Here is a 22,864-nt window from a genome sequence, read left to right on the forward strand (position 1 = left end):
AGCCGTTGGCGCAAGGTTAATATCCGTGTCTCGCAGGTGTCGCCCGGATGGCGAAATTGGTAGACGCAGGGGATTCAAAATCCCCCGCCGCAAGGCGTGTCGGTTCGAGTCCGACTCTGGGCACCAGCGACAACTCCGAGAGAGTCCGAGAAGTACCAGGAAACCCGCACAGCACAAGGCTTTGCGGGTTTTTTGTTGTCCATTTCCGTCCGGACTCATCCGGCCAGATCCAGCATTTTTGTGTATAGAACCGTGTATAGATGCCAACGCAGGGCTAAAATCTATACACACCCTCCTCAGAGGCCCGCAGCTCAAGGCTGCGCGCCCATCGCCACCAAGAGCGAATCTATACACAGGAATCTATGCACATGGCCCTGACCGACCTTGCCATCCGGCAAGCCAAACCCCAAGACAAGCCCTACCAACTCGCCGACGGCGAAAGCCTCTATCTCGAAGTGTCCCCATCCGGGGGCAAGCTCTGGCGCTTCCGTTTCCGCTTTCAAGGCAAGGCCGGCATCCTGGCCCTAGGCAAGTACCCCGCTGTCGGCTTGAGCGATGCGCGCCAGAAAGCCCACGAGGCGCGAGTACAGCTCGCCCAAGGCATCAATCCCAGCCAGGCCAAGAAAGAAGCCAAGGTTGTCGCCCAGATCGCGGCAACCAACGCTTTCGAATTGGTGGCCAGAGAGTGGCATGAAAAGCAGCTCGACCGCTGGACGCCAGATCATGCGAGGCGAGTGATGGACTCGCTGGAGATAGACGCCTTCCCCGACCTAGGCAAGCTGCCCGTACCCGACCTGACCGCCCCTCTCATCCTGAACACCATTCTCAAAATCGAAAAACGCGGCGCAGTTGAAACCGCGCAACGGGTTTTGCAGCGCATCAGCGCCATTATCCGCTTTGCGATCCAAACCGGCAGGGCCACCGATAACCCAGCAGTCAACCTAGTAGGGGCGATACGCGCAAAGAAGGTGGAACACCGCCCAGCACTGCCACGCGGCGAGCTGCGCGAGTTCTACCGCCGCCTGGCGACCGAACCTCTCTACATTCCGACACGCATTGCCATGCATCTGCTGATGCTGACCTTCGTCCGTCCTGGCGAACTGCGCGCCGCGCGCTGGGAAGAGTTTGATGAAGAACGCGCCGAATGGCGTATTCCAGCCGAACGCATGAAAATGCGCGAGCCCCACCTTGTACCTCTATCGCGCCAGGCGCTGGAGCTGCTGAAAGAACTACGCCCGCTGACCGGCAAAAGCGCGCTGCTCTTCCCCGCCGTGACTGACCTCAAGAAACCGATGTCCGAGAACACGCTGGGCTATGCCATGGGACGCATGGGCTACAAAGGCACGGCAACCCCTCACGGCTTCCGTGCCCTTGCTTCCACAGTTCTTAACGAAGAAGGCTTTGATCCAGATATCATAGAGAAGCAGCTCGCTCACGCCGAGCGCAATAAAATACGCGCCGCCTACCATCGAGCTGAGTATTTAGAAGAGCGCAGGAAAATGATGCAGTGGTACGCAGAATTCTTAGACAGCCATCAATCAAGGTGATATCTCAATTGCAGACATTTCAGCGCGCCTGGATTATGTTTATGGCTCGATGAGACCTTCGATGGCAATACGAGAGGTGTGATAGCAATGCTGTTAGCCCGAATCCAACGCGATTTATTTGACTTCACATGCCAAGAAGACCCTGAGGACTTCGGTCCTCTCTTGAACTTCTGGTATCGCGCAAACACCCCTGCACTTTCTGCGGCTCTCACTGCACAGCCTGGGCTGAAGCTGATTATTGATGCTCCGAGTGTTCGCGCGCTTGAGCAGATGTCGCAAAAATTATTTCTTCTTGCCGACACCATTGTCTTGCGTGGATTGTTACCAGAACCTCCCCGTAACCTAGAGCTCCTCGAGCCCGAATATTTAGCGCCAACAGGGAGTTACAAACCTGGCTATGCTGACGAAATCGTTTCTCAGCTAGAGAAGTTACAACCCTCTCCCCTAACCTTAATGAGCCCTGCACCGTTCTGGACATCCACCGCCAAGACCTTGAAAAATGGGCTACACGCCGCTTACGCCATGGATATGGATAGAGGTACTCCAAGAGAGATTGTACAGTGGATATCCGGTCCCGGTAGGCCGCTTCTTGAGTCAGGGCGGCTTGCGTATGCTCCATTTATTCCTTCACTTGAAATGGAGCATGAGTTCCTCCGTCAGAGAGTGGATCTTTCTGCATACTTCAATACCTCGCCTTGCTTCCATCACTCTGTAGATTGGCTAACCAAGGAGCAGCTCGATGTTTTGTTTTCATTGCAGTTCCCCTGCTTGGATGGCCTCGATCTAGATACTCTGGCAAAAATAAAATACGACTACCACGAAGAATTCGAGACCTTTAGCCGCCTAATGCTGAACTCACTCAATACCGTCAAGGCAGCTGTCAATACCGAACAGTTCGCCGCAGAAGTGCGCAACGTTCAACGCAACATGATTGATGCGGGTGTAAGTGATGTAGAAAAGACTTTCAAGAAAATCGAAAATCTTTCATCGTTACGCAAAAAAGGGATGGTTATCGGCCTACTTGGATTGAATGCGGCAGCGTACTTAGGGGCGCCTGAGCTTTTCCTCGTATCCGGCCTAGCTGCTGCCGGAGTAAAAATGGTAGCAGATAAGATTGATGAGCTAAAAGAACAAAGTCAATTAAAAGAATTCCAACACTACTTTCTCTGGAAGGTCCGTCACCAGACAAAGCACTCTCATTAGCGGATACTATCATGTCTTAATGCTAAAAATCTGGCGCAGTCAAAGAAAAACATGAAGGTCTGCTTTTTCGAAGGCGAAGGGCCGCTTCGAGTTGTTTTCTTTCATTAACTACAGTCGACATTTAACCAGAGCTTTCGTTGTATATGCCGGTGATTTGAGATCAAATTCTCGTCCAAGATCGTCACTCATTTTTCATCGCACGCATTACTAGCTTCCACGAATAAGCTAACTGTACAAGATTTTTAGTGTTACACCCACAAATTTTGGCTAATTTAAATTTTCTAACACATGCACAAATTGCATGCAATTCTTGGCACCAAATTTAAATCAGAGTTAATATCTTTCTGAAAAGCGACTACCTGAAATGGGCTTGATGCTAAAAATTACCTTAGGAGATTCGGTGCCTAGCATTCGAAAAAAATTGATTCTATGCAATCAGTGCAAAAGCAAAATACCAGCAGGGGCGAAGATGTGCTCAGTGTGCAAGTCCTATCAAGACTGGCGCCAATTCGTTCCCTTTTCCAGTACAGCAGTCGCCCTACTGACTGCACTTATTTCCGTTATTGGAATTGTAGTACCTCCAATTTATAAAATTGTTCACAAGCCTCACTCAGAGGCGGCACTCATGATGCCATCAGTAGATGGCACAACTCTTAGAGTCGTTGCAATTAATCGTGGCGATGCACCAGCCTCTCTTATAAAAGCGTGGGTAGACAGTCAATACCTAGCACCTGCGACTAAAGTTAAATTGAGAAATGATTCTGAAGCCATCATAAACCCAGGCAGTCAGTTAATTACATTTGATATTATTCCGCTTCTGAACGAAGGCGAATCTTACCGTGACTCCTTGGAAATGCTAGGTGTTGCAATTAATAAAAAATCCGCACCACGAACTGAAATTCGCTTTCATGTTTTGCAGTCTGATGGACGTTTTGCAGTCCAAGCAATTTCATTAGATTCCGAACAGCTATTTTCCTTACTACGTGCAAATGCTGATCGTTGCTCAGCCATCAAGACAGCTAACTTTGAAAATGGATGTATTGGTCGAGGAGATCCGTCAAAATAACCAGTTTTGGGGCCAGTTGCATATTCGATAATTTTTTGATGAAATCGAGTTGCGTACCAATCGACAATGCGTAGGAAACGTGTCCAAGTTTATGTGTTAATCAGTCTTTTGTTATCGATTGGTAGACTGACAACTCCGGACAAATGGGAAGATATTAACAGATTGAGTTCTAACCTCTTCTTTGGATCGATTCCTGCCACAGCATGCGTTTTAATGCTCAATTGGCCCATCTACCTGTCCCATAAATAACCGCTGCTGAATGCTGCTCTCCAATGAGCTACGTTCGCATGACGCACGTCTGCCATGCCTGGCAGCACTGCCGGGCATTAATGGCCTCTCTTTGCCTCCAGCCCCCAGCGCGCGCCATCGAAGCCCCGCCTCGCCCCCGCGCTTCATGTGCCGCTAATCATGCACCTGCATGAACCCGCTCCAGGCCCGCACCGTATGGCTTGGCTCGCTGTTTTCTCCCTGCCAAAATTCATGCGTTCTCATGCACTCTATGCATGCATTCGCGCTTTTCGCTGACTGACCTTTTCGCCCTTTCCTCTCGCTTCCCGCCTAAATCTGCCGCCGAGTGTGTCCGGTGCGATCCGTATTCGTCCGATATGGTCCAGTTATTCAGTAATTGCCCTGCTGATTTCCGTTTCCTCGTCTGTCGTCAATAGCCAAATCCGTGTTTTTCCGGCTTTTCAAGTTTCGTTGTTGTGTGGCGATTCCACACAACAAGCCCGCCAAACTCGATTTGAAATTTCTGAAATACTGCATTCGCTGATCGGCGTATCCGATTGCATCCACCGATATTCAGACAAAACGATAAGGACAAATCCAATGACCGCCATTGCCCCTTCGCTCACCGCCCAGCCGCTGCGCTTTCTGCGCTTGCCGGAAGTCATCTCTACGTGCGGCCTGTCCCGCTCGTCGGTATACGACGCCATCAAGCGCGGCAGCTTTCCGGCCCCGGTGCCGTTGGGCGGTAAAAGCGTGGCCTGGCTGTCGTCTGAAATCGATGTCTGGATGGCTGGACGCATCGCTGCCCGCCACGCCTAACCCCCCAATAAACGCACCCGGACTCAGAACATGCATATCCAGAACCCCAACACCCAAGAAACCGTCGCTTTCGCCGTCGCCGGCCTGACCGAACGCCTGGCCACCTTCGAGCAAGACCTCAACGCCTGGCAGACCCTGGCCGACAGCGCCGCCCGCCGCATCCAAACCGCCGAAGCTCTGCGCAATGAAGCCGAGCAGACGCGCAAGGACTGCCGCCAGGCGATGCGCGCAACCCTGGGCATTCCCACCAAGGCTGTGCGCGAGCTGAAGAGCAAGGAGATGGCCAATCTGGAATTGGCCGAGGAGACGCTGAAGATCGCCGCAGAAGAAAAGATTCAGGCGGAAGTGCAGCAGGAAGCGCTGTTCGAGCAGCGCCAAGCCCTGGCCAAGGAGCGCGAGGCGCTGCGCCACCAGTATTGGAACGCGGTGCTGGACGACCAAATCGCCCAATGGGGGCAACAGCTGCCGGTGCTGGCGCTGCTGCTGGACCAAGCGCCCAGGGCTTGCATCGAGCGGCTGTTCGGCCGCGCCGAGCTGCGCAGAAATCAAGATGAGTTCTATGCCGCGCAGCTGCCCGGCGAGCTGCAACAGGCGCTACAAGCCGCGCCGCAGGCGGAGCCGGATGAATTGCTGACTCTGCTCAACCATCCGCTGCCGCCGCTGGCTGAACCCGCCTCGATGCAGCACAACCCGCTGGCCCGCATGCGCTATCAAGCCGAACGCGACGCGCAATACCAAGCCCTGATCAACCGCTAAGCGAGAACAACCCCATGCAAAACACGACCCGCCAAGCCCTGGACCACTTCATCGGCCGCTATTTCAGCCATATGGACGCGCATCAAACTCAGGACAGTTGCCACGCCGCCCCGGAGCCGCAAGCTGCGCAGGCCCGCATCAATGCGCTGAAGACCCATAGCCGGCTGCTGTCCGCCATCAACATCCTCGGCGTGGCGAACATCAAAGGCCGTTCGCAAAACTTCGACCTCGCCGGCACGCTGGCCGCCACGGTGGACACCAACCGCCATGCGTGCCAGCCGGCGCAAAAGACCTGGCAGCCGGCGCAATACTTCTGCCGGCAGACCAACTTCGACGCGGCGTTTGATTACGAGATGCTGGACGCCTGGATGAGCGAGACGCAAGACCAAGCCCTGTTCGAGGCCCGCGCGCGGCACACGCTGGAGCGCCGCATCTTGCTGGACCGGGTGATGATCGGCTTCCGTGGCCTGATGCGCGCCGCAGACTCCGACCGGGCCAAACATCCGCAGCTGCAAGACGTCAATGTCGGCTGGCTGCAGCAAATTCGCGAGCAAGCGCCGAAAGCCTGCCTGGAGCGCGTGCGCGTCGGCGAAGGCCAGCGTTTCCACAACCTGCATCGCCTGGTGCGCCATGCGGTCAACCACCTGCTTGCGCCGGCCTGGCGCGACGATCCGCTGCTGGTGGCGCTGGTGGGCGCGGACCTGCTGCCGGATGCGGTGTGCGAGTCAAACGGCCAAGCCGCGCCCGTCGACGATCTGGTATTCCACAAGCAGCGCCTGGGCGGCCTGCAAGCCGCGACAGCCGCCTTCTTCCCCGGCGACAGCATCCTGATTACCCGCCTGGACAACCTGTCGCTGTACTTCAACCAAAACGCCGTGCGCTACCGCTATCAGGAAGACCCCGCCATCAACAGCGTGCTGTTCTACCACTCCAGCGAAGATGCCTATGTAGTCGAGAACCTGGCCGCCTGCGCGCTGATTGAAGACGTCGAGATCGTGGACTGAGGAGACCGAAGATGGCCTTTCCCTGCCCGCTGTGCGGCGCGGTGTCGAGAGTGCGGACCAGCCGCATGCTGACCGCCACCGCCAAGGAGATTTACTACAACTGCAGCAATGACGACTGCTGCCACCAGTACAAGACGATGGAAAGCGAGCCGCGTACCGTCGCCCAGCCGATCAAGGGCGGCGCGCTGATACCGCCCGAGCGGCTGCGCGCGCTGTCTAGCTTGGCCAAACCCGCGCCGCCGCCAGCGCTGACCGTTACGCCCGGCCGGATTCAGCACAAAGTCTTGAAGTAATGAAAATGGCCCGCTGGAGGGCGGGCCATTTCTATCATTTGGATACAACCTTTAATTTTTCACGATGCTTGGCAAGCCATCCTCTTACACCGGCATGAGATATTTCCGATGCCATTTCCAATTGCCGATTGATTTCATCATCAGTCAAGTCATTATCATAAGCAATATCTAAAACCGCTTCATATTTTTCATGAACAGACTCAAGCTCCCTTTTTAATCGCTTCATTTCCTGTTTGCACGAAGAAATACTGGATCGAATAATCAAATCCATCAGCATGAGATTACTTGCATGAACATACAAATCATTAGATATCTCACCAGGGGTGAAAAGATCGAGAATTTCGTCCGCGCGGATATTCTCATCCGAGACACTCCACAACACCTTTTCTATTCTGGTTTCTGTATGCCCGCACTCTTTGCATTGCAAAAAATATGCTTTGTGATACGCGTAAACCTCCCGGCTTGTGCGGATAAACATGATTTCTTTTTCACATGCCGGACATAGAACATTGCAAACATTTGGCGGAGGAAAATCGTGGCAAGTACGCTGGTCTTTTTTATTAACTTTCAATGCAATGCCTTTAGAACAAGGCCCCTGCCAGGGCCTGTATAGAAAACAAAAATCGAATCCCACGCAATTGTACCCATATGAAATGCACCGCTCAAACGCAATATGTGAATCACATGCTTGACAGCCCCGCACGATTCCCGCACCATTACCGCGTCGTGTTCAATAGCGCGACCGGGTTTGGCGACCTGAACAGTAAGGCGGACAGCCGCCTTTTGCGGCTATTTTTACGTCCGTCACACACCATTGGTGCGTCCTTTTCTATGGCGGGCCGTGGTGGGGATACCTTCGGGTATGCCGGTTCCTTACTGCCGGTTCGCCAACCCTGCCATGCGCCCGCCTCCCCCGTTTGGCGACGAGGGACGGGCTTAACGCTCAGTAGGGAGGCACAACATGCCCAATATCGCCCTGCGCACTTTCCGCGCCCTATTCCCTCAAAGTACCCGTCCCGTTTCCACGCTGCCCAACGAGGCCCAAGCCCGCGCGCTCGCCGCTTTGCTGGTCGCCCAGGGGCAACGCGCCTTGATTCATCGCACCGCCGCCGGCTTCGCTGTGGAGGTGATCGCATGAACGCCCTGCCGCTGATTGCCCCGCTGGCGTTGTCCGCCGTCCATCACCAATTGGCCCAGCTGCAATTGCTGGCCAACTCGCCCGAACACGCCGCCTTGCGCGACCCCTTGAGCCAGTTGGCCAGCTTGTGCCAGGGCATCGAACACACCGTCAGCGCCGGCGTGTCGCGCCTGGCGCGCACCGGCGACGGTCTGCAAGGCTTGGTCGAGCTGCTGGATTGCGCCGAGGACCAACCGTTGCCGGCGCAGCGCCTGGCCGGGCTGCTGGCTCCGCTGCAGCAGCAAGTCATCGACGCCAGCGCCGACATCGGCCAACTGCTCTAAGGAGCCACCCATGCATGCTAGAAACCCTCTCCCGCGCACCGGGCGAGACGCCCCCGGCTTGTCTGGCGTCATCCAATGGGAGGCCCAATCATGAGGCTCGATCTCGCGCAATTGCGTCTGCAGGCCCGCGACCGCTGGCCGGACATCCTGATGGCGCTGGGCATTCCTGCCGAGGTCTTTACCCAGCGCCGCAACCAGCCTTGCCCGGCTTGCGGCGGCAGCGACCGCTTCGAATGGATCGACAAGGGCAGCGGCCGTTTCGTCTGCCGCGCCCTGGATAGCCAGGGCGGCGACGGCTTCGTATTGGCGCAACATTGGCTAGGCGGCGACTTCTTCCACGCGGCGCAAGCCGTCGCCCAGGTCTTGAACGGGGCGAAGGGGGAGCCGGCGCGCGTGTCGGCCGCACCCGCGACCACACATCCGCAACGAGACCAACGCGAGCGCCTGGCGCAGCTGTGGCGCGCGGCGCGGCCAGTGAAGGCTGATGACCCGGTGGGCCGCTATCTGCTGCGCCGAGGCTTGAGCCTGACCGCTTACCCCCGCGCGCTGCGCTATCACCCAGCCTTGGCCTACTGGATCACCTTGCACGGCCGGCCGCAGCTGCTGGGCCACTTCCCCGCCATGCTGGCGCTGGTGACGTCGCCGCAAGGCATCAACGTGGGTTTGCATCGCACCTGGCTGACCCTCGACGGCCACAAGGCCGCGCTGCGTCACCCCGTCAGCGGCGAAGCGCTGCCGGCGAAGAAACTGGCCTTGGGCCGTTCCGGCGACCTGTCCGGCGCAGCCGTTCGGCTCTATCCGCCCACAGACGGCCGGCTAGCGCTGGCCGAGGGCATCGAAACCGCGCTGGCGGTGCGCGAGGGCAGCGGGCTGCCGTGCTGGGCGGCGCTGTCGGCCTGGGGGCTGTCGCATGCGGTATTGCCGGATGAAGTGAGCGCGCTGTTTGTGATGGCCGACAACGACGCCAACCAGGCCGGCCAGAACGCCGCCCGGCGCTTGGCGCGGCGGATGCAGGAGGACGGCCGGCCCGTCCATCTGCTGATTCCCGAGCGGCCGGATAGCGATTGGCTGGATGTGTTGAACGAACAAGGAGAACCGAATGGGCAGCGCTGACAAGCAGGCTTTGAAGATGGCCGCGAAGGCCCCGGCGCTGGCCATCGGCCCGCGTTATGAAGTGAACCGCGATGGCGTGCATTACATCGCCGTCAAACGCGACCGCGATACCGGCGAGCTGTTGGAGCAGCCGCCGGAATGGCTCAGCGACAAGATGGAGCTGCTGGGCTGCGGGACGGATGCGGACGGGAACCATCACCGCATCGTCAAATGGCAGCGCCAGGGCAATGGGGAAGTCATGACCACCGCCTTGCCCAGCGCCGACATCGGCGAGCGCGCCGGCTGGGCGCTGCTGCGCAAAGGCGGCCTGACGCTGACCACCGACCGCGGCGGCCAGGCGCGGCTGGCTCACTGGCTGCAGCGCGAAGGCTCCACCGAGTGGCACGACATCGTCAATATGTCGGGCTGGCAGCATGGCGCGTTTGTGCTGCCGAACGGCGACATCATCGGCCGCCCCAACCGCAAGATGCATTTCAACGGCCGGCCCAAGGATGCCAGCGCCTACCATCCGGCCGGCAGCCTGGCCGACTGGCAAAGCACGGTCGGCGCGCTGGCGCTGGGCAACCCGCTGGCGATGACCACCATCGCTTGCGCGCTGGCCGGCCCGCTCTTGGCCTTGTGCGGGGCGCGGGATGGCATCGGCCTGCATCTGTACACCAATTCCTCCTCGGGCAAGAGCACCTGCGCCGATACCGCCGCCAGCGTGTGGGGCGACCCGCAGCGCACCTTGCACACCTGGTCCGGCACCGCACTAGGGCTGACCAACGAGGCCGAAGCCAGCAACGACATGATGATCTATCTGGATGAAGTCGGCTCCGGCGACGCCCGCAAGATCGGCCCGGCCATCTACAGCATGCTGAACGGCGTGTCCAAACTGCAAGGCGCGAAGGAAGGCGGCAACCGCGCCGCCCGTTCGTGGAAGCTGACCATGCTTTCCACCGGCGAAGTGGCCATGAGCCAGTATCTGACCGAAGGCGGCCAGACGCCGCGCGGCGGGCAGGAAATCCGCTTGCTCGACATCCCGGCCGACACCGGCCCCTATCGCGCCTTCGACCACATCCACGGCCGCAGCAATGGCGAAGTGTTCGCCGACGAGCTGACCCGCCATGCGCGCAGCCATTACGGCACGGTCGGCCGCGCCTTCGTCGCCTGGCTGCAGGACAACCGGGCGGCGGCGGTGCAGTGGGTGGAGCAATCGCAACAGCGCATGCTGGCGGCCGTGCCCGAAGGCGCCGCACCCACAGTCCGCCGCGCGACGCGCAAATTCGCCATTCTGTCGGCGGCGGCCGAGATGGCCAGTCATGCCGGCCTGACCGGATGGACGGTGGAACAGGCGATTCAGGGCGTAGAAACCACCTGGCAGCGCTGGATGCAAGCTTTCGGCATCGAAGACCGCGACGACGCGCGCTTGATCGACCAGGCCGCCGCCGTGCTGCAAGCCAGCCAGTACGCCCGCTTCGTATTGCTGCCGATGAATGACAGCGACCCGCTGGTCCCCAACCTGATGGGCTACAAGCGCTACACGCTGGAAGGCGAAGCGGTGTTTCTGGTGACGCCGGGCGCGTTCAAGGGCGAAGTCATCGCCGGCTATGAAGTGCGGCATGCCTGCGAAGTGCTGTACCGGGCGGGGATGCTGCAACGGCCAAAGGGGGGCGCGCCGGTTGGACCGTGCATGGCGGCAAAGGCGTGGGCCAGGTCTACCGCATGCAGTTGCATCCGCACGACGGCGAAGCGGAAGAGTAAGCGAAAAATTTCTCACGTGAGGCCAAACCCACTGCCAACACTGCCAACACCTATCTAATTAACTGATTTATATGACTTTATCTGTTGGCAGTGAGTTGGCAGTGTTGGCAGTCAATTGGCAGTTCACCCACCCCATCCCGCCCAGTTGGCAGTTTGCCCCCTCCTGTTGGCAGTGCTTTAGCCGCCACTGCCAACAACTAAACCCATACTAATCAGCCACTTACCGACGAGTTGGCAGTGTTGGCAGCGTTGGCAGCGGTTTTTGCTACATACGTAAGAAAATAAACAAGGCCTAGTTTCGAGCGATCAGCCCCTCCCTTCAGGAAGGCTACCCTAGTATGATTGCAGAGCGCTCTTGCAAACCCCACGGCGAACCTACAAATACGACTCACGCAAAGTGACTAAAAACGATTGTGCTTGCATAGTTAATTTCCGTCAGAATTAACCAGCAGCAAGAAATGGTCTACATCGACTTGACAATCGTTTCATTGCACTAATCACACAGAAAATAGGTATAAATGAAGACTGCTAGTGCTGCCGTATCACACGAACAATCTTTATCTCTAGGTTGCCAAAAAACTGTGTATAGGCGAATTAGTTATTTATGACATTTCATCTTGTAGCAGATCACCTTTCTTCCGAAGCTGGAAAAAAAACAGGAACTCCTCCTGCTGATGCATTTGCACGCACCGCATTCAATCGGTACTATTATGCGGTTTATTTGGCAGTGCGCGAATTTATTGGCGAATTCGAAACGGATTGGAAACGTACTACCCATGCTAAAGTTCCTGAGATTGTCGAATTTAATCTTGCCAAGAAAATAAAAAGAGAAGCTGACAAGCTGAAGAAACACAATTCGTTATCGGAATCAGAATATTCCAGAATAATTAGAATATCAAGAGACGCGACAAAAGATATCGCCGGAATAATGAAATCCGCCTATAGCATAAGATGCATATCTGACTATGAGCCGGAGGTTCCGATAGAATTTTCCAATTCTCAATTTTCAATCAAGAGCACTAGTAGCGCAGAAGCTAAGAATTGGGAACGTAGAATTCAGGAGAGGATAGGTCAGATTAAGAAAATAACCAAGGAGGTAGGCCTTGATTAATGAAGAGACAATAAAAGAACACCTTGGGCAGTTTGTCGACATCATTACTGAAATCCGAGTCGACGAACAGAATAAAATTATTTTACTGGATTTATTTGATAATAACGTATCAAATAAAAGGGAGCATAATTCCATATCACCAGGGCAGATTGAATTTCTAAAACGTAAGCTGAGAAAATTATTCGACTTTCGCGTTGAGGTGGTTTTGAAACAGTCCGAATTATCGACTCAGATAGAGGAGGACATTAGGTATGAGGTCAAGAAAAAATACCCGAATCTTGTAGAAAGCGTAAGCCTTTCATTTAAGACTTCAACGGATGCGTACGTTATAGTATTTCCTGCAGCACAACTAAGCAAAGATGCATGCGAAGACATTGAGAGGCATATTAAAGCCCAGCTTGAATTAGTTGAGGTAAAAAGCGTAGGCTTTGATTTTGTTTTAAATAAATGGCTTGAGCCAAGCAATATTCAGATATTAAGGTTGGTGAAAATTACTGCGCCAGTTACATTGGACAACCTTATGGCTCGTATCAACGGACAAAACTTGTATTGCCCATCAGAACGATGGTTAGCCTCCAAGCTCGATCTGTTGCGAAAAAAGAGACTCGTTGTACGCCTGGAAAATGGTACCTATGCCCTATCTGCACGCGGACTGCTAGTAACACCATACGGCACAGATAGGAAGAGTTCAGACGTGGAGCGAATGTTGTTTCTTGGAAAAGTTCATGTATGATAGAATCCTTACGTGGTGGTGTAGTCGTGTGGGTGTGTATCATGCCCATGAGTGACGACCGGGCACAGAAGTGCAGCCTGTCTAACGGCAGCTGCTCCTTCGAATCAGCTGCCGTTAGACAGGCTACATTGACGAAAGTATCTTTTTAGACTTTGCTACCTTGAACACACCACCACTCCCCCTTCTTGTTACTTTTTCGTCACTTCCAGACCTCCTCTTAGCTCTACAGCTTGAGGAAGAGGATCATGAACGAAAAACGCAGATCGAAGCTCTTCACAGGAAGAGTTTGCCACCGGTGACCTCAACTTTGGCGTTGAGCACTATGTTTGGTATCAGCCTCAACTTTATTCATGCTTTAGCCCGGCACCCTGAGAAAAATTACAGAAAATTCAAGATTCGAAAGGGCAAAAAAAATCGTGAAATTAGCTCTCCACGCATTGCACTGAAGCTAATTCAACGGTGGTTTGCTCAACATGCTTCTAGCGCATTGGTATTTCCTGAGTATGTTTGTGGCTTCGTCCCCGGAATCAATGGCGTCACCGAAGCAGCAAAAAGACACTGTAATGCGAAATGGGTTTTCTCCGTTGATCTCCGTGACTTCTTCGGCCAAGTGTCGAGGGCACGAATTCACAACAAACTAGTTGCCTTAGGTTATCCTGAATCAGGAGCTGACCTAATATGCCAACTTTGTTTGTTAGATGACAAGCTACCTCAAGGTTCTCCTGCCAGTCCATTTTTATCGAATTTGGCTTTTCAAGAAACAGATGAGAAACTGAATTTAATAGCCTCTAAATTTAAATGTCGGTTTAGTAGATATGCCGATGATATTGTTTTTTCTGGGAAAAATGAATTCGATCCAATAATAGAAAAAGAGGTCAAAGAATTACTCGAGCAAGAGCGCTGGGTACTTGCCGAAGATAAAACAGAAATATCCCAGCTCCCTCATCGTCTGAAAGTGCATGGACTATTAGTGCATGGAGATAAGCCTAGGTTGACTAAAGGGTATCGAAATCGTATTCGTGCGTACAAACATCTTCTGAGTAATGAAAGAATTCGTGCGGATGATATAAATAAAGTAAAATCTCACATTTCGTACGCAAATATCATTGATTCTATTTGAATTAGCCATGTACTCCATCTGGCTTTGTTGCGCAAATCCATCCTCGCACGACTTGATAAGATATCAGCATGAAGGCGATGGCAAACAATTCAATGGGGCTAAACGTAAACGAACACAGATCTATGGTGAGGCCGCCATTCAATTCTGCGTTATCATCAAGAGCCTGTTTAGACTGAAAGCAAACCATCGGTTTCATACAAAGCCTACTCAATGACAGGCTTCGGCTGGAGACCACTCCTAGTCTCAGAGTTAGCAAACGCTAAAAATCAGCATTCCCTATCAAAAGTACTCTAACGCGTTGCATCTGTCAGTCGATACACGGTATCAAACTTGAACCGTTTCAGTATGCTGGCCCGTCCATGTACGATAGCTGTGACATAAATCTGTTTGGTGAGAAGGGAAACTATCCTTACCCAAGACTTATGCAACAGCGCCATCCGGCCGAGCTGACTTTGACCAAAGACGCATCAATGTTGGTACATTTGTTGGTATTTAATTTTCAAAATAAAAAATACTTCAATAATTTCAATGCATTGATTGATGTTTTCGAGAGTGACTCTGTCCTCGATGTTTGCGCAGGGCGAGTCCAGCCTCGCCTCGGGCCTGACGGCCCCCACGGGCGCCCAAAGCCAGACTAGGATATTTGGCGGTGGCACATCCGGGTAAATATCCCTCCCTGCCGCCGGGCAGTCCCGGCTATGAAAATCATCATCCGCGCAGCGGACTCTACGTACTGCCTCAAAGCACAGCCCTATTCCTGCCCCAACTGCTTGCCTGGCAAGCCTTCCAGCCGGATAATCTCAATCGTGCCGTTCAATAGCGGCACCGGGATTGGCGTCCCGCATTCAGGCGGACTTCTGTGCAAGGCTGGGCCTTGTCGCGTCCGTACACCATTGCACGTCCTCTATGGCGGGCCATGGTGGGAGCATCTATGATGCGCCGCTCCTGGATCGGTACGCCAATCCCGCCATGTGCCTGCCACCCCTACTTGGCGTTGGGGTTGGCAGGGTTAAGCACCTATCCAGGAGGGTTTTGCCATGCCTTGCATCACCCGCAGTCCGTCGCACCTCGCGCTTTCCCTGAAGAACCGTCATCCCGCCCGCAGCCGCTGGCTGCTGCACAACCAAGCCCCCACGCATCCGCCCAGCCTGCTGGCGATGACCCGGCTGCACGAAGCCTTTGCCGCCTTGCAGGCGCAATTGGCCAGCCAGGATCAATCCATGGTTAGAGAGCCGGCCGCGCGCGTCGCGCATTTGTGCCACGACATCGAGCAGGCGGTAGTGGAGTCCATCTGCCACCTGTCCCATGGCCAGTTGGGCTTGCAATCCGTGATCGATTTGCTGGCTTGCCTGGGAGATGACGTGCGCCTGCCATCTAGCCGCATCACGGAGTTGCTGTCGCCGCTGGACAAGCGCATGAATGAGTCGCTGACGCTGCTTACCCGCGTGCTCTAAACCCCGCCTCGTAAACACAACAGCCAGCCCGCTTCAATGGGCTGGCTGTTTTGGTTTTGGCGATGCTTGGAGACGGCGCAATGCCCGGCGGGAAAGGCGGCTGCATCGACAGGTTTCTAGCCGGGTATTGCACCCTACGGTGCGGAAGCCGTCACGATCTTTAGAGCCAGGATGCAACGCCGCCATGGTGTGAACAGGTGCCTCTGCGATGCGTGCTGAAGCTGTAGGTGCCGTCGCCGCACCGGGCGGATGCGCCGGCCGGAGCCTTGCCGGTTTTCGAATGCGCCGGGCTATGCACGGTCTGTCCATCCGAGTTTTGGTAACTGCCATGCTCTAGCAATTGGGACTCGTTAGGCTTGTCGCTATAGGACTGGCTGGGCTTCTTGGCGAAAACAGGCTGAAATGCCAATGCTGCGGCGAGGGCGAGGATGGCGAGGCGCATGCAATTTCCTTTTCTGCTCGAGAAATGTCAAGTGCATTTTACGTATTTCTACCAGCTCTCGCATACAGGATTCTGACGCTGCGCTGCCTGGCCGGGCGCGATACCCGGCCTCTGCCGAATCCATACGCCGGGCATGAGGGCGATTGGCGGTACGAAACAGCCGCGCTTTGGTTTTGCGACATGGCGGACGGCGTCATGCCCACCGCGAAGGCAGCCGCAGCGGCGTGTTTCTGGCCAGGCTATGCCCTGCGCTGCTGACGGTTTTGGATTTGGCGATCGTGAAAAGCGGCGCAATGCCCGGCGGGAAAGGCGGCGGCATCGGCGGGTTTCTAGCCGGGTATTGCACCCTAACACTCTGTGGAAAATCACACTCTCAGTGGAAGCATCAATCACTGTGCTTGAAAGTTTTCTCGGTAAACATCGGGCTTCCTGTTACTCATCCCAACCTACCCCCCTTCCCCGCGCAGATCGCAAGCGCGCTGGCGAACATGACGGGCTCCTGGCAGATCGGGCGATATTTGGCGGGTCTCCGGCGCCAGGTGTTGACCAATGCGACCCGACTAGGGGAGGACGAATTGGAAGAAGGTCATGATGGCTTGATATGTGACTGAAAAGGGCGGCTGTTGCCGCCCTTTGTTACTGGTTGGTCTGATACGCTTTTAAAATCTGAAGCCCATGGGCTTGGGCGCGGACTTGATCATATCGGCCAATCATCTTGCTGTTCTCTATCAAGCTTTGCACACCAGAAAACAGATCGAAACGGGCAGGCTGCGAATATCCCAACTGCTCGTTGATATCGCGAAGCATAACAGTGGGCGAGATGGTCTGATATTCCTCAAGACTCAGCGTTCCATTCCTGAGCATGCCAATCAACAAGTCCGATGCTTGCTCGGTCGTAAGATTGGAGAGATCAACCTTGCCGGATGCTGTGGAGGTTTGTGTTGCGACATCGGACTTGGCTTGCTCCAGTACCTGGGAAAAGTTTGATGCCCTTCCACTCGCAACCTGCTGTTGGGGCATTGCAGCTTGTTTTTCAGACGCTGAAGGGATGAGCATTCTTCCTCCTTCGTATTTTTGGACTTGGTGATACACCACAACGGTGCAATGCCCGGCTGAAAGGCAGCTACAGCGACACATTTCTGCCAGGTCTTGCACCCTACCCACGTTAACGCCCCATCTTGCGCAGCGCCGCCGCCCGCGCCTCGAACTGAGCGAAGCGCTGGTCCAGCCGCTGCCGTTGCCGCGCCTTGTCCGCCGGGCTGAGGAAAGAATAGCGGATGCTGTTGTAGACGGTGCGCTTCAGTTCGTCGTACGAGGGCTGGTAGCGGCTGACGTACAGCAGGTATTCATTGCTGATGTCGCTGCGCGACACGCCTTCATCGTCGGTGGAGATCACGAACGGCACGCCGTACTTGCGGTACAGCAGGATGGGATGCGCGGCGCCCTGCACGCCCAGGATGAACTGGTTGCTGGTGAGGTTGATTTCCACCGCCACGTCGCGGCGGCGCATTTCGTTCAGCAGGCTGTCCGGCCGGCTTTCATGGCCGACGTCTATGCCGTGGCCTATCCGCTGCGCGCCGGCCAGCTCCACCGCCAGCCGGATATGGTCGCGCAGGCCCTCCGGCGGCACCATGCCCAGCACCAGCTCGCCGGCGTGCAGCGCCAACTTCACATCGGGAAAGCGCTGCTTGAGGAAATGGATCATGCGCATGTGCAGCGCGTAATCGCGCATCGCCACAATGCCGTTTTCCGGGCCGACGATGTTCAGCCCCACCACCAGCGGGTTGTCGTGCGCGGCGGCGAAGCCGGCGTACAGCCCGGCGAAGGTGATGGATGGCTTGTTATTGCGCGAGACATAGGTCTGGAAGCGCAGCGTGAAGTCGTCGTCGTCCATGCCCTGGGCGAAGCCGGCCAGATCCTGCCGGTAACGCTGGACTTGCTCGGCGGTGGAGGCGTCCGCCGCCAGCGCCGATGCGGCCTGGCCCAGCGCCTGCTCGATGGCGGCCGGAGCGGCGTCCGGGGCCAGGCTGTCCAGATTGGCGGCCAGCGCGCTGTTGCCGGACGGCGCGCCGCGCAGCATGGTTTCCAGGTATTGCAGGTTTTCCGCCTTGGCCCGGGTTTTCAGCAGCTGCAGGCCTTCGCGCGGCGAATAGCCGGAAACGCCGCCGAAATAGCCGAAGGTATCGAAAAACTGCTTGTCCGGCGGCGGCTGGTCATGGCTGTGGTTGTCGAAATCCTTGTCCGACCACAGCGTCAGCAGCTTGCGGTACAGCGCGTTGTCGTCCTTGATCTGGCTGCCGCTCAGGCACGCCGCGCCCGGCTGCGCCTGCTCCGGCTTGGTTTCTATTCTCAGCGTGGCCTGATAGACGCAGTACTTCTGCCTGTCCACCCAGTCCAGATAGGTTTCGGCGTACAGCGCGCCGGTGTAGTGGTGATGCAGATCGCCGCCCTTGGGCAGCATGTTCATCAGCATGCCCAGTTCGGCCACCCGTCCCTTGTCGGCCAGCAGCTGCTGGTAATAAGCGCGCGCCGCCTGGTAATTCGTCTTTTGCTGCGCCGCGCCCAGCGGCGCTTCCGCCCGCGCGCCCAGCGGCAGCAGCGCCAGCGACAGTTGCAGGCAGGCCAAAGCCAGTATCGATTTCACATTCGCTCCCATTCGCATTTTGACGACGGCATAACCGTAACAGCAGCGCAGGGAAACCGGAAGGATGGCGGCGTGGCAGCATGGCCAGCTGGACAAAGGCCAAGCGGCCAGACAAGAAGCGTACCAGCCGTAACAAAAAATAACGAAAACAGCTATTTAGGCCAGCTATAAAAGACCGATATAAGGCACAAGCAGTCCCGATCATCTCACCATGGAGCGATGCATAGCGGCAAACTCAGGCGAACCTTCCGATCCCGCACTTTGATTGGTTGCGCCGCGCCACACCGCCATCCGCAGCACCCACCAGACCGCTATTCCGGCCAGGACTCCGGCAACGGTCACACTGCGAGACGACAGGCGGCAGCGACGCCAGATTGCCAGCGCTCTGCGCGACAACATCAACTCAGGCCATCCCAGCAGGATGGCCTTTGTTATGGCCAGGCGGGCCATGCCCCGCGGGTTTTACCAAACTTTTACCGTTTGCGCCGGCACTCGGCGGCCGGCGGCGGTCTATTCCTGTTTCGCCATCTTGCGCAGGAAAGCCGCCACATGCTGCAAAACTACTTCCCCATCCTGTTGTTCATTCTGATCGGCCTGCTGGTCGGCGTCGTGCCGCTGCTGCTGGGCAAGCTGCTGGGCCCCAACCGGCCGGATGCGGAAAAATTGTCGCCGTACGAATGCGGCTTTGCCGCGTTTGAGGACGCGCGGATGCGCTTCGACGTCCGCTACTACCTGGTGGCCATCCTGTTCATCCTGTTCGATCTGGAAGTGGCCTTCATGATTCCGTGGGCGGTGACGCTGAAAGACGGGCTGGGCCTGTTCGGCCTGGGCGCGATGGCGGTGTTCCTCGCCATCCTCACCGTGGGCTTTGTCTACGAATGGAAAAAGGGCGCGCTCAATTGGGATTGAGCGCGCCAAAGAGGCCATCCGGGGCGGGATGGCCTGGAGCCCGGTTTATCAGGCCAGCAGGTGGCCCAGGAAGGCGTAGGCCAGGCCGAAGTAGATGAACACGCCCAGCATGTCCATGATGGAGGTGATCAGCGGCGAGCTGAGCGTGGCCGGGTCGGTGCCCAGGCGCTTGGCCAGGAAGGGCAGCATCGCGCCGATCACGCCGCCGGCCAGCGTGCACAGCATCATGCTCAGGCCCACCACCAGCAGGATGTCGGCGCCGACGCCCTTGCTGAAGTGCGACAGCACCATGTCCAGCAGCGCCACCGCCACGCCCAGCGCCGCCGCCACCGGCAGTTCGCGCCGGATGACGAAGGCGACGTCGCGCCAGTTCAGCTTGAGCTGGCCCAGCGCCATCGAGCGGATCACCAGCGTGGCCGACTGGCTGCCGGCGTTGCCGCCCATGTCGACGATGGGCGCGATGAAGGCGGCCAGAATCACCACATTGCTCAGCAGCTCTTCCTGCTGGGCGACGAAGGTGCTGGTGATGGCGCCGAACACCGTCAGGATCAGCAGCCAGAACACCCGCACCGAGAACATGCGACGGACGCTGGAATGCACCACGTCCAGATTGCCCTTGTCCAGCGGCGCGGCGCCGCCGAAGCTGGCCAGCCGGCCGGTGTCGTCCTCGCGCTCGATGTCCATCGCGTCGTCGATGGTGACGATGCCTATCATCCGCTGCGCCTCGTCCAGCACCGGCAGCGCCAGCAGCTCGTAATGGCGGATCAGGTCGGCGGCGCGGTGGCGCGCCCAGCCGGCCTCGGCGTAGGCCGGATTGTGCTGCATCAGCTCGGCCACGCTGGTTTCCAGCGGCGCCAGCACCAGCTCGCGCAGCGGCAGCGTGCCCAGCAGCTGGTGCTCGTGGCCGACGATGTAGATCACCTCGATCTGCTGCCGGTCGCCGGCGCGCAGCGCGGCCATCGCCTCCGCCGCGGTCAGCTGCGGCGAGATGGCGGCGTAGTCGGAACTGGTGACCGAACCCACCGTATCCTCGCCATAGCTGGCCAGCTTGAGGATGTCGTCGCGCACCATCCGCCCCAGCGCCGGCAGCAGCCGGCTTTGCTCGTTCTGGCTCAGCCGCTTGTAGAGGTCGGCGCGCAGGTCAGACGGCAGGCGCTCGAACACCGCCACCACCGCCGGCTGCGGCAGCCGCTGCAGCAGCTCGTCCTGCTGCTCGGCCGGCAACAGCGCCAGCACGTCGGCGGCCAGCTTGGGCCGCATCGCCTGCAGCAAGCGCGACACCGCCTCCGGCGGATGGGCCGCCAGCGCCTCCACCACGTCGGCCAGCGGCAGCGCGCGGGTCAGCCGGTCGAAAGCCTGGTCGTCAAAAGCGCGCAGCTGGGCGCGGATCGATACTTGCAGTTGTTCCTGGTTCATCGCTTGGTCCTGTGCGAATGTCCGCGGCGCGGCCGATAACACCGGCGCGCCGGGGGAAGAAATGCTTGCCGCAATGAATGCAGGCGCGACAAGCCGCATCGCCTATTCGCGCTGGCGATGTTTATTTCTTCCGCAATATTGAATACGGGGTGGTTTTATCAGTCGGCGCGCCAATTAAAAATCCATGCCTGGCCATTGAATGGAAATTCAAAATCAGCCATGCATCAGGCATTGCGCAAACTGAATGGGCGGGGTCGGCCGGGCGCTGCGCCGGCCGCTGAAAAGGCGGGATCAGGCGGCTGGGCGCGCGGGCCGACACGGTCGAGGTTCTGGCTCTTCTGGCATCGCTGCCTCCGTGTGGCGTAGAAATGAAACCCTGCCGCGGGCGCTGCGCCCGGGGCGAGGGAAATTATTTAATGTTCAGGAACAACGAGATAACAACACAAGACAGGCGCAGTGAGGCCTGGACGCGTCGCCGCCGCTGGGGCGGAATCGGGAAGGGCGCGAGTTGGCCGATGGCCAAGGGCAACCGCATCCTGGCTTTGCAGGATGCGGCAGAAGAAATCAGTTCTGCGGGATCCGGCAAAGCGGCGTGGCGATCGAAGATCGACTACTGCCGTCGTTGTTCACGATGAACCTTTGCTTTGTGGATAATGGCGCAAACTATAAACCAGCTATTAATTCGAATCAAACTTTGTAATGGTGGTTTTACATTTCTCTTATTTAATGGGCGGATATTATATGCCCCCTCTTTATTCAGCCATGCCATGGCGATGAGGCTCGCCATTTTTCATATCCATTCTTTATTTCAAATAAATAACCATACGCCGCAAACTTGCCGCTCGCCATGCTCGGCAAGCGGAAAATCAACTGTCATTCCGCTGTGATATCATGGCGCCACACCACTACAAGCCATGTCCGAATGGCACACGCTCCGTGAAACCCATCGCTCGCGCCAACCTTATCCTGATGGCGGCCGCCCTGCTGTCGTTCGCCTGCGCGCCGCTTCGCGCCGCCGACGCTAGCGACGCCGCCCATGCCGCCAACCGCCCCGCCGCGGTGTTCAACCACGGCGTGGCGGTGTTCGAGCAGCAGCGCGAGCTGGCGCCGCGCGCCAGCCTGCGCTTTCGCGTGCTGCACGGCGGCGGCGGCGCGTTGACGCTGTGGCTGAAAAGCCCGGCCGGCCAGATGCCCTTGCCGCTGACGCCGGACTCCACCTTCAACCCCACCGCGCTGTCCGACGGCCAAAGCATCGTGGCGGCGCCGGACAACCATGCCGGGCCGCTGGCCTGGCGGCCGGACATCCGCAGCCCCGGCCTGCCGCCGCACAGCCGCCGGCTGGGCGATTTGAGGCTGGAATGCCTGGTGGACCAGCAAAGCGGCCTCAATCCGCAGGAGCCGCGCGCCAATTGCCTGCCGCCGGCGCGCCAGGCCGACTGCCTGGAACAGATGGGCGATTGCCTGCGCGGCGCCTCGCTGGCCCTGCTGGCGCAATGGCACGCGATGCACCGGCTGCAATGGGCCCGCGCCACCGGCCAGCCGCAGCCGGCGCGCTACCTGTTCATCGCCAAGCATCCGCTGGCCGCCATCCAGCTGGCGCACGGCGAGCATAGGCTGACGCTGCCAGCCGGCTGGCTGCACGGCGGCGGCGCGCAAAACGGCGCTCCCTGGCCATACCCGCGCGAATACCTGTATTCGCTGCCGCTGGACGCGGTCGAGTGGCCGGACGACACGCTGGTGACCTTCGGCGACGCCGCCAAATCCTGACGCGGCGTGGACGCGCCGATACAGTCAATACGCGG

Annotated in this window: 25 protein-coding genes and 1 tRNA gene; 21 read left to right on the plus strand and 5 right to left on the minus strand. The window is 57.4% G+C overall.

The window, feature by feature from the left end; genetic code table 11:
- The first annotated feature begins 41 nt into the window (after nucleotides 1-41).
- The 8 genes from MY55_RS06785 to MY55_RS06815 all read left to right on the plus strand — a co-directional run bounded on the left by MY55_RS06785 (nucleotide 42) and on the right by MY55_RS06815 (nucleotide 6,916).
- A tRNA-Leu gene (locus MY55_RS06785) sits at nucleotides 42-126 on the plus strand.
- A gap of 242 nt (nucleotides 127-368) precedes the next feature.
- Nucleotides 369-1,547 (plus strand): tyrosine-type recombinase/integrase, encoded by a 1,179-nt coding sequence (locus MY55_RS06790; protein ID WP_065202141.1) that lies wholly within the window; start codon nucleotides 369-371, stop codon nucleotides 1,545-1,547.
- Nucleotides 1,548-1,634: 87 nt separating this feature from the next.
- Nucleotides 1,635-2,750 carry a hypothetical protein gene (locus MY55_RS23335; RefSeq protein ID WP_157889269.1) on the plus strand — a complete coding sequence of 372 codons (1,116 nt, stop codon included), beginning with the start codon at nucleotides 1,635-1,637 and terminating at the stop codon, nucleotides 2,748-2,750.
- Nucleotides 2,751-3,150: 400 nt separating this feature from the next.
- Nucleotides 3,151-3,816 carry a hypothetical protein gene (locus MY55_RS22580; protein WP_208856027.1) on the plus strand — a complete coding sequence of 222 codons (666 nt, stop codon included), beginning with the start codon at nucleotides 3,151-3,153 and terminating at the stop codon, nucleotides 3,814-3,816.
- A 576-nt stretch (nucleotides 3,817-4,392) separates the two neighbouring features.
- Nucleotides 4,393-4,863 (plus strand): helix-turn-helix transcriptional regulator, encoded by a 471-nt coding sequence (locus tag MY55_RS24250; protein WP_244270663.1) that lies wholly within the window; start codon nucleotides 4,393-4,395, stop codon nucleotides 4,861-4,863.
- Between the two features lie 30 nt (nucleotides 4,864-4,893).
- Entirely contained in the window at nucleotides 4,894-5,619 is a 726-nt protein-coding gene (locus tag MY55_RS06805) for a hypothetical protein (RefSeq protein ID WP_065202144.1), read from the plus strand.
- Nucleotides 5,620-5,633: 14 nt separating this feature from the next.
- Entirely contained in the window at nucleotides 5,634-6,623 is a 990-nt protein-coding gene (locus MY55_RS06810) for a P2 family phage major capsid protein (protein WP_065202145.1), read from the plus strand.
- A gap of 11 nt (nucleotides 6,624-6,634) precedes the next feature.
- Nucleotides 6,635-6,916 carry an Ogr/Delta-like zinc finger protein gene (locus MY55_RS06815; protein WP_065202146.1) on the plus strand — a complete coding sequence of 94 codons (282 nt, stop codon included), beginning with the start codon at nucleotides 6,635-6,637 and terminating at the stop codon, nucleotides 6,914-6,916.
- 34 nt (nucleotides 6,917-6,950) lie between these two features.
- On the opposite strand, the gene MY55_RS23340 is transcribed toward MY55_RS06815, so the two are convergent.
- The gene (locus tag MY55_RS23340) at nucleotides 6,951-7,550 is read right to left on the minus strand and encodes a hypothetical protein (protein WP_152681558.1); all 600 of its coding nucleotides are present in this window, start codon (nucleotides 7,548-7,550) and stop codon (nucleotides 6,951-6,953) included.
- Between the two features lie 327 nt (nucleotides 7,551-7,877).
- Between MY55_RS23340 and MY55_RS23985 the strand changes: the two genes are divergently transcribed.
- From MY55_RS23985 to MY55_RS06835, 8 genes are all read left to right on the plus strand, one after another.
- Nucleotides 7,878-8,054, plus strand: coding sequence for a hypothetical protein (locus MY55_RS23985; RefSeq protein WP_167595291.1), 177 nt, complete (start codon nucleotides 7,878-7,880; stop codon nucleotides 8,052-8,054).
- Entirely contained in the window at nucleotides 8,051-8,377 is a 327-nt protein-coding gene (locus MY55_RS06820) for a DUF1484 family protein (RefSeq protein WP_065202147.1), read from the plus strand. The genes MY55_RS23985 and MY55_RS06820 overlap by 4 nt, the downstream gene beginning before the upstream one ends.
- Before the next feature lie 90 nt (nucleotides 8,378-8,467).
- On the plus strand, nucleotides 8,468-9,490 hold the full coding sequence (locus tag MY55_RS06825; protein ID WP_065202148.1) for a DUF7146 domain-containing protein: 1,023 nt from the start codon (nucleotides 8,468-8,470) through the stop codon (nucleotides 9,488-9,490).
- Complete coding sequence (locus tag MY55_RS06830) at nucleotides 9,477-11,291, plus strand: DUF927 domain-containing protein (RefSeq protein WP_065202149.1); 1,815 nt, start codon at nucleotides 9,477-9,479, stop codon at nucleotides 11,289-11,291. The genes MY55_RS06825 and MY55_RS06830 overlap by 14 nt, the downstream gene beginning before the upstream one ends.
- A 546-nt stretch (nucleotides 11,292-11,837) precedes the next feature.
- Nucleotides 11,838-12,344, plus strand: coding sequence for a hypothetical protein (locus MY55_RS23345; RefSeq protein WP_157889270.1), 507 nt, complete (start codon nucleotides 11,838-11,840; stop codon nucleotides 12,342-12,344).
- Nucleotides 12,337-13,077, plus strand: coding sequence for a hypothetical protein (locus tag MY55_RS23350; RefSeq protein ID WP_157889271.1), 741 nt, complete (start codon nucleotides 12,337-12,339; stop codon nucleotides 13,075-13,077). Before MY55_RS23345 ends, MY55_RS23350 begins: the two co-directional genes overlap by 8 nt.
- Before the next feature lie 160 nt (nucleotides 13,078-13,237).
- Nucleotides 13,238-14,197 (plus strand): reverse transcriptase family protein, encoded by a 960-nt coding sequence (locus MY55_RS22585; protein ID WP_157889272.1) that lies wholly within the window; start codon nucleotides 13,238-13,240, stop codon nucleotides 14,195-14,197.
- Nucleotides 14,198-15,234: 1,037 nt separating this feature from the next.
- Entirely contained in the window at nucleotides 15,235-15,651 is a 417-nt protein-coding gene (locus MY55_RS06835) for a DUF1484 family protein (protein WP_047248647.1), read from the plus strand.
- Nucleotides 15,652-15,811: 160 nt separating this feature from the next.
- Here the strand turns inward: MY55_RS06835 and MY55_RS06840 are convergent, their stop codons facing one another.
- On the minus strand, nucleotides 15,812-16,093 hold the full coding sequence (locus MY55_RS06840; protein WP_047249952.1) for a DUF3761 domain-containing protein: 282 nt from the start codon (nucleotides 16,091-16,093) through the stop codon (nucleotides 15,812-15,814).
- A gap of 143 nt (nucleotides 16,094-16,236) precedes the next feature.
- On the opposite strand from MY55_RS06840, the gene MY55_RS23355 reads away from it, so the two are divergent.
- Entirely contained in the window at nucleotides 16,237-16,704 is a 468-nt protein-coding gene (locus MY55_RS23355; protein WP_152680382.1) for a hypothetical protein, read from the plus strand.
- 25 nt (nucleotides 16,705-16,729) lie between these two features.
- Here MY55_RS23355 and MY55_RS06845 read toward each other — a convergent pair whose 3' ends face one another.
- Both MY55_RS06845 and MY55_RS06850 read right to left on the minus strand, forming a co-directional pair.
- The gene (locus MY55_RS06845) at nucleotides 16,730-17,149 is read right to left on the minus strand and encodes a hypothetical protein (protein WP_152680383.1); all 420 of its coding nucleotides are present in this window, start codon (nucleotides 17,147-17,149) and stop codon (nucleotides 16,730-16,732) included.
- A gap of 109 nt (nucleotides 17,150-17,258) precedes the next feature.
- Nucleotides 17,259-18,737, minus strand: coding sequence for an adenosine deaminase family protein (locus tag MY55_RS06850; RefSeq protein WP_201775829.1), 1,479 nt, complete (start codon nucleotides 18,735-18,737; stop codon nucleotides 17,259-17,261).
- A gap of 549 nt (nucleotides 18,738-19,286) precedes the next feature.
- On the opposite strand from MY55_RS06850, the gene ndhC reads away from it, so the two are divergent.
- Nucleotides 19,287-19,646: an NADH-quinone oxidoreductase subunit A gene (gene ndhC, locus MY55_RS06855; protein ID WP_043578462.1), complete on the plus strand. Its 360-nt coding sequence runs from the start codon at nucleotides 19,287-19,289 to the stop codon at nucleotides 19,644-19,646.
- Between the two features lie 48 nt (nucleotides 19,647-19,694).
- Here ndhC and mgtE read toward each other — a convergent pair whose 3' ends face one another.
- Complete coding sequence (gene mgtE, locus MY55_RS06860) at nucleotides 19,695-21,062, minus strand: magnesium transporter (RefSeq protein WP_047244090.1); 1,368 nt, start codon at nucleotides 21,060-21,062, stop codon at nucleotides 19,695-19,697.
- Nucleotides 21,063-21,139: 77 nt separating this feature from the next.
- On the opposite strand from mgtE, the gene MY55_RS23360 reads away from it, so the two are divergent.
- From MY55_RS23360 to MY55_RS06865, 3 genes are all read left to right on the plus strand, one after another.
- Complete coding sequence (locus MY55_RS23360) at nucleotides 21,140-21,343, plus strand: hypothetical protein (RefSeq protein ID WP_152680384.1); 204 nt, start codon at nucleotides 21,140-21,142, stop codon at nucleotides 21,341-21,343.
- 135 nt (nucleotides 21,344-21,478) lie between these two features.
- Entirely contained in the window at nucleotides 21,479-21,697 is a 219-nt protein-coding gene (locus MY55_RS23365) for a hypothetical protein (protein WP_155419346.1), read from the plus strand.
- A gap of 301 nt (nucleotides 21,698-21,998) precedes the next feature.
- On the plus strand, nucleotides 21,999-22,829 hold the full coding sequence (locus MY55_RS06865) for a hypothetical protein (protein ID WP_152680386.1): 831 nt from the start codon (nucleotides 21,999-22,001) through the stop codon (nucleotides 22,827-22,829).
- Nucleotides 22,830-22,864 lie beyond the last annotated feature (35 nt).

The organism is Chromobacterium subtsugae (genome assembly GCF_001676875.1).
Lineage (GTDB): Bacteria > Pseudomonadota > Gammaproteobacteria > Burkholderiales > Chromobacteriaceae > Chromobacterium > Chromobacterium subtsugae.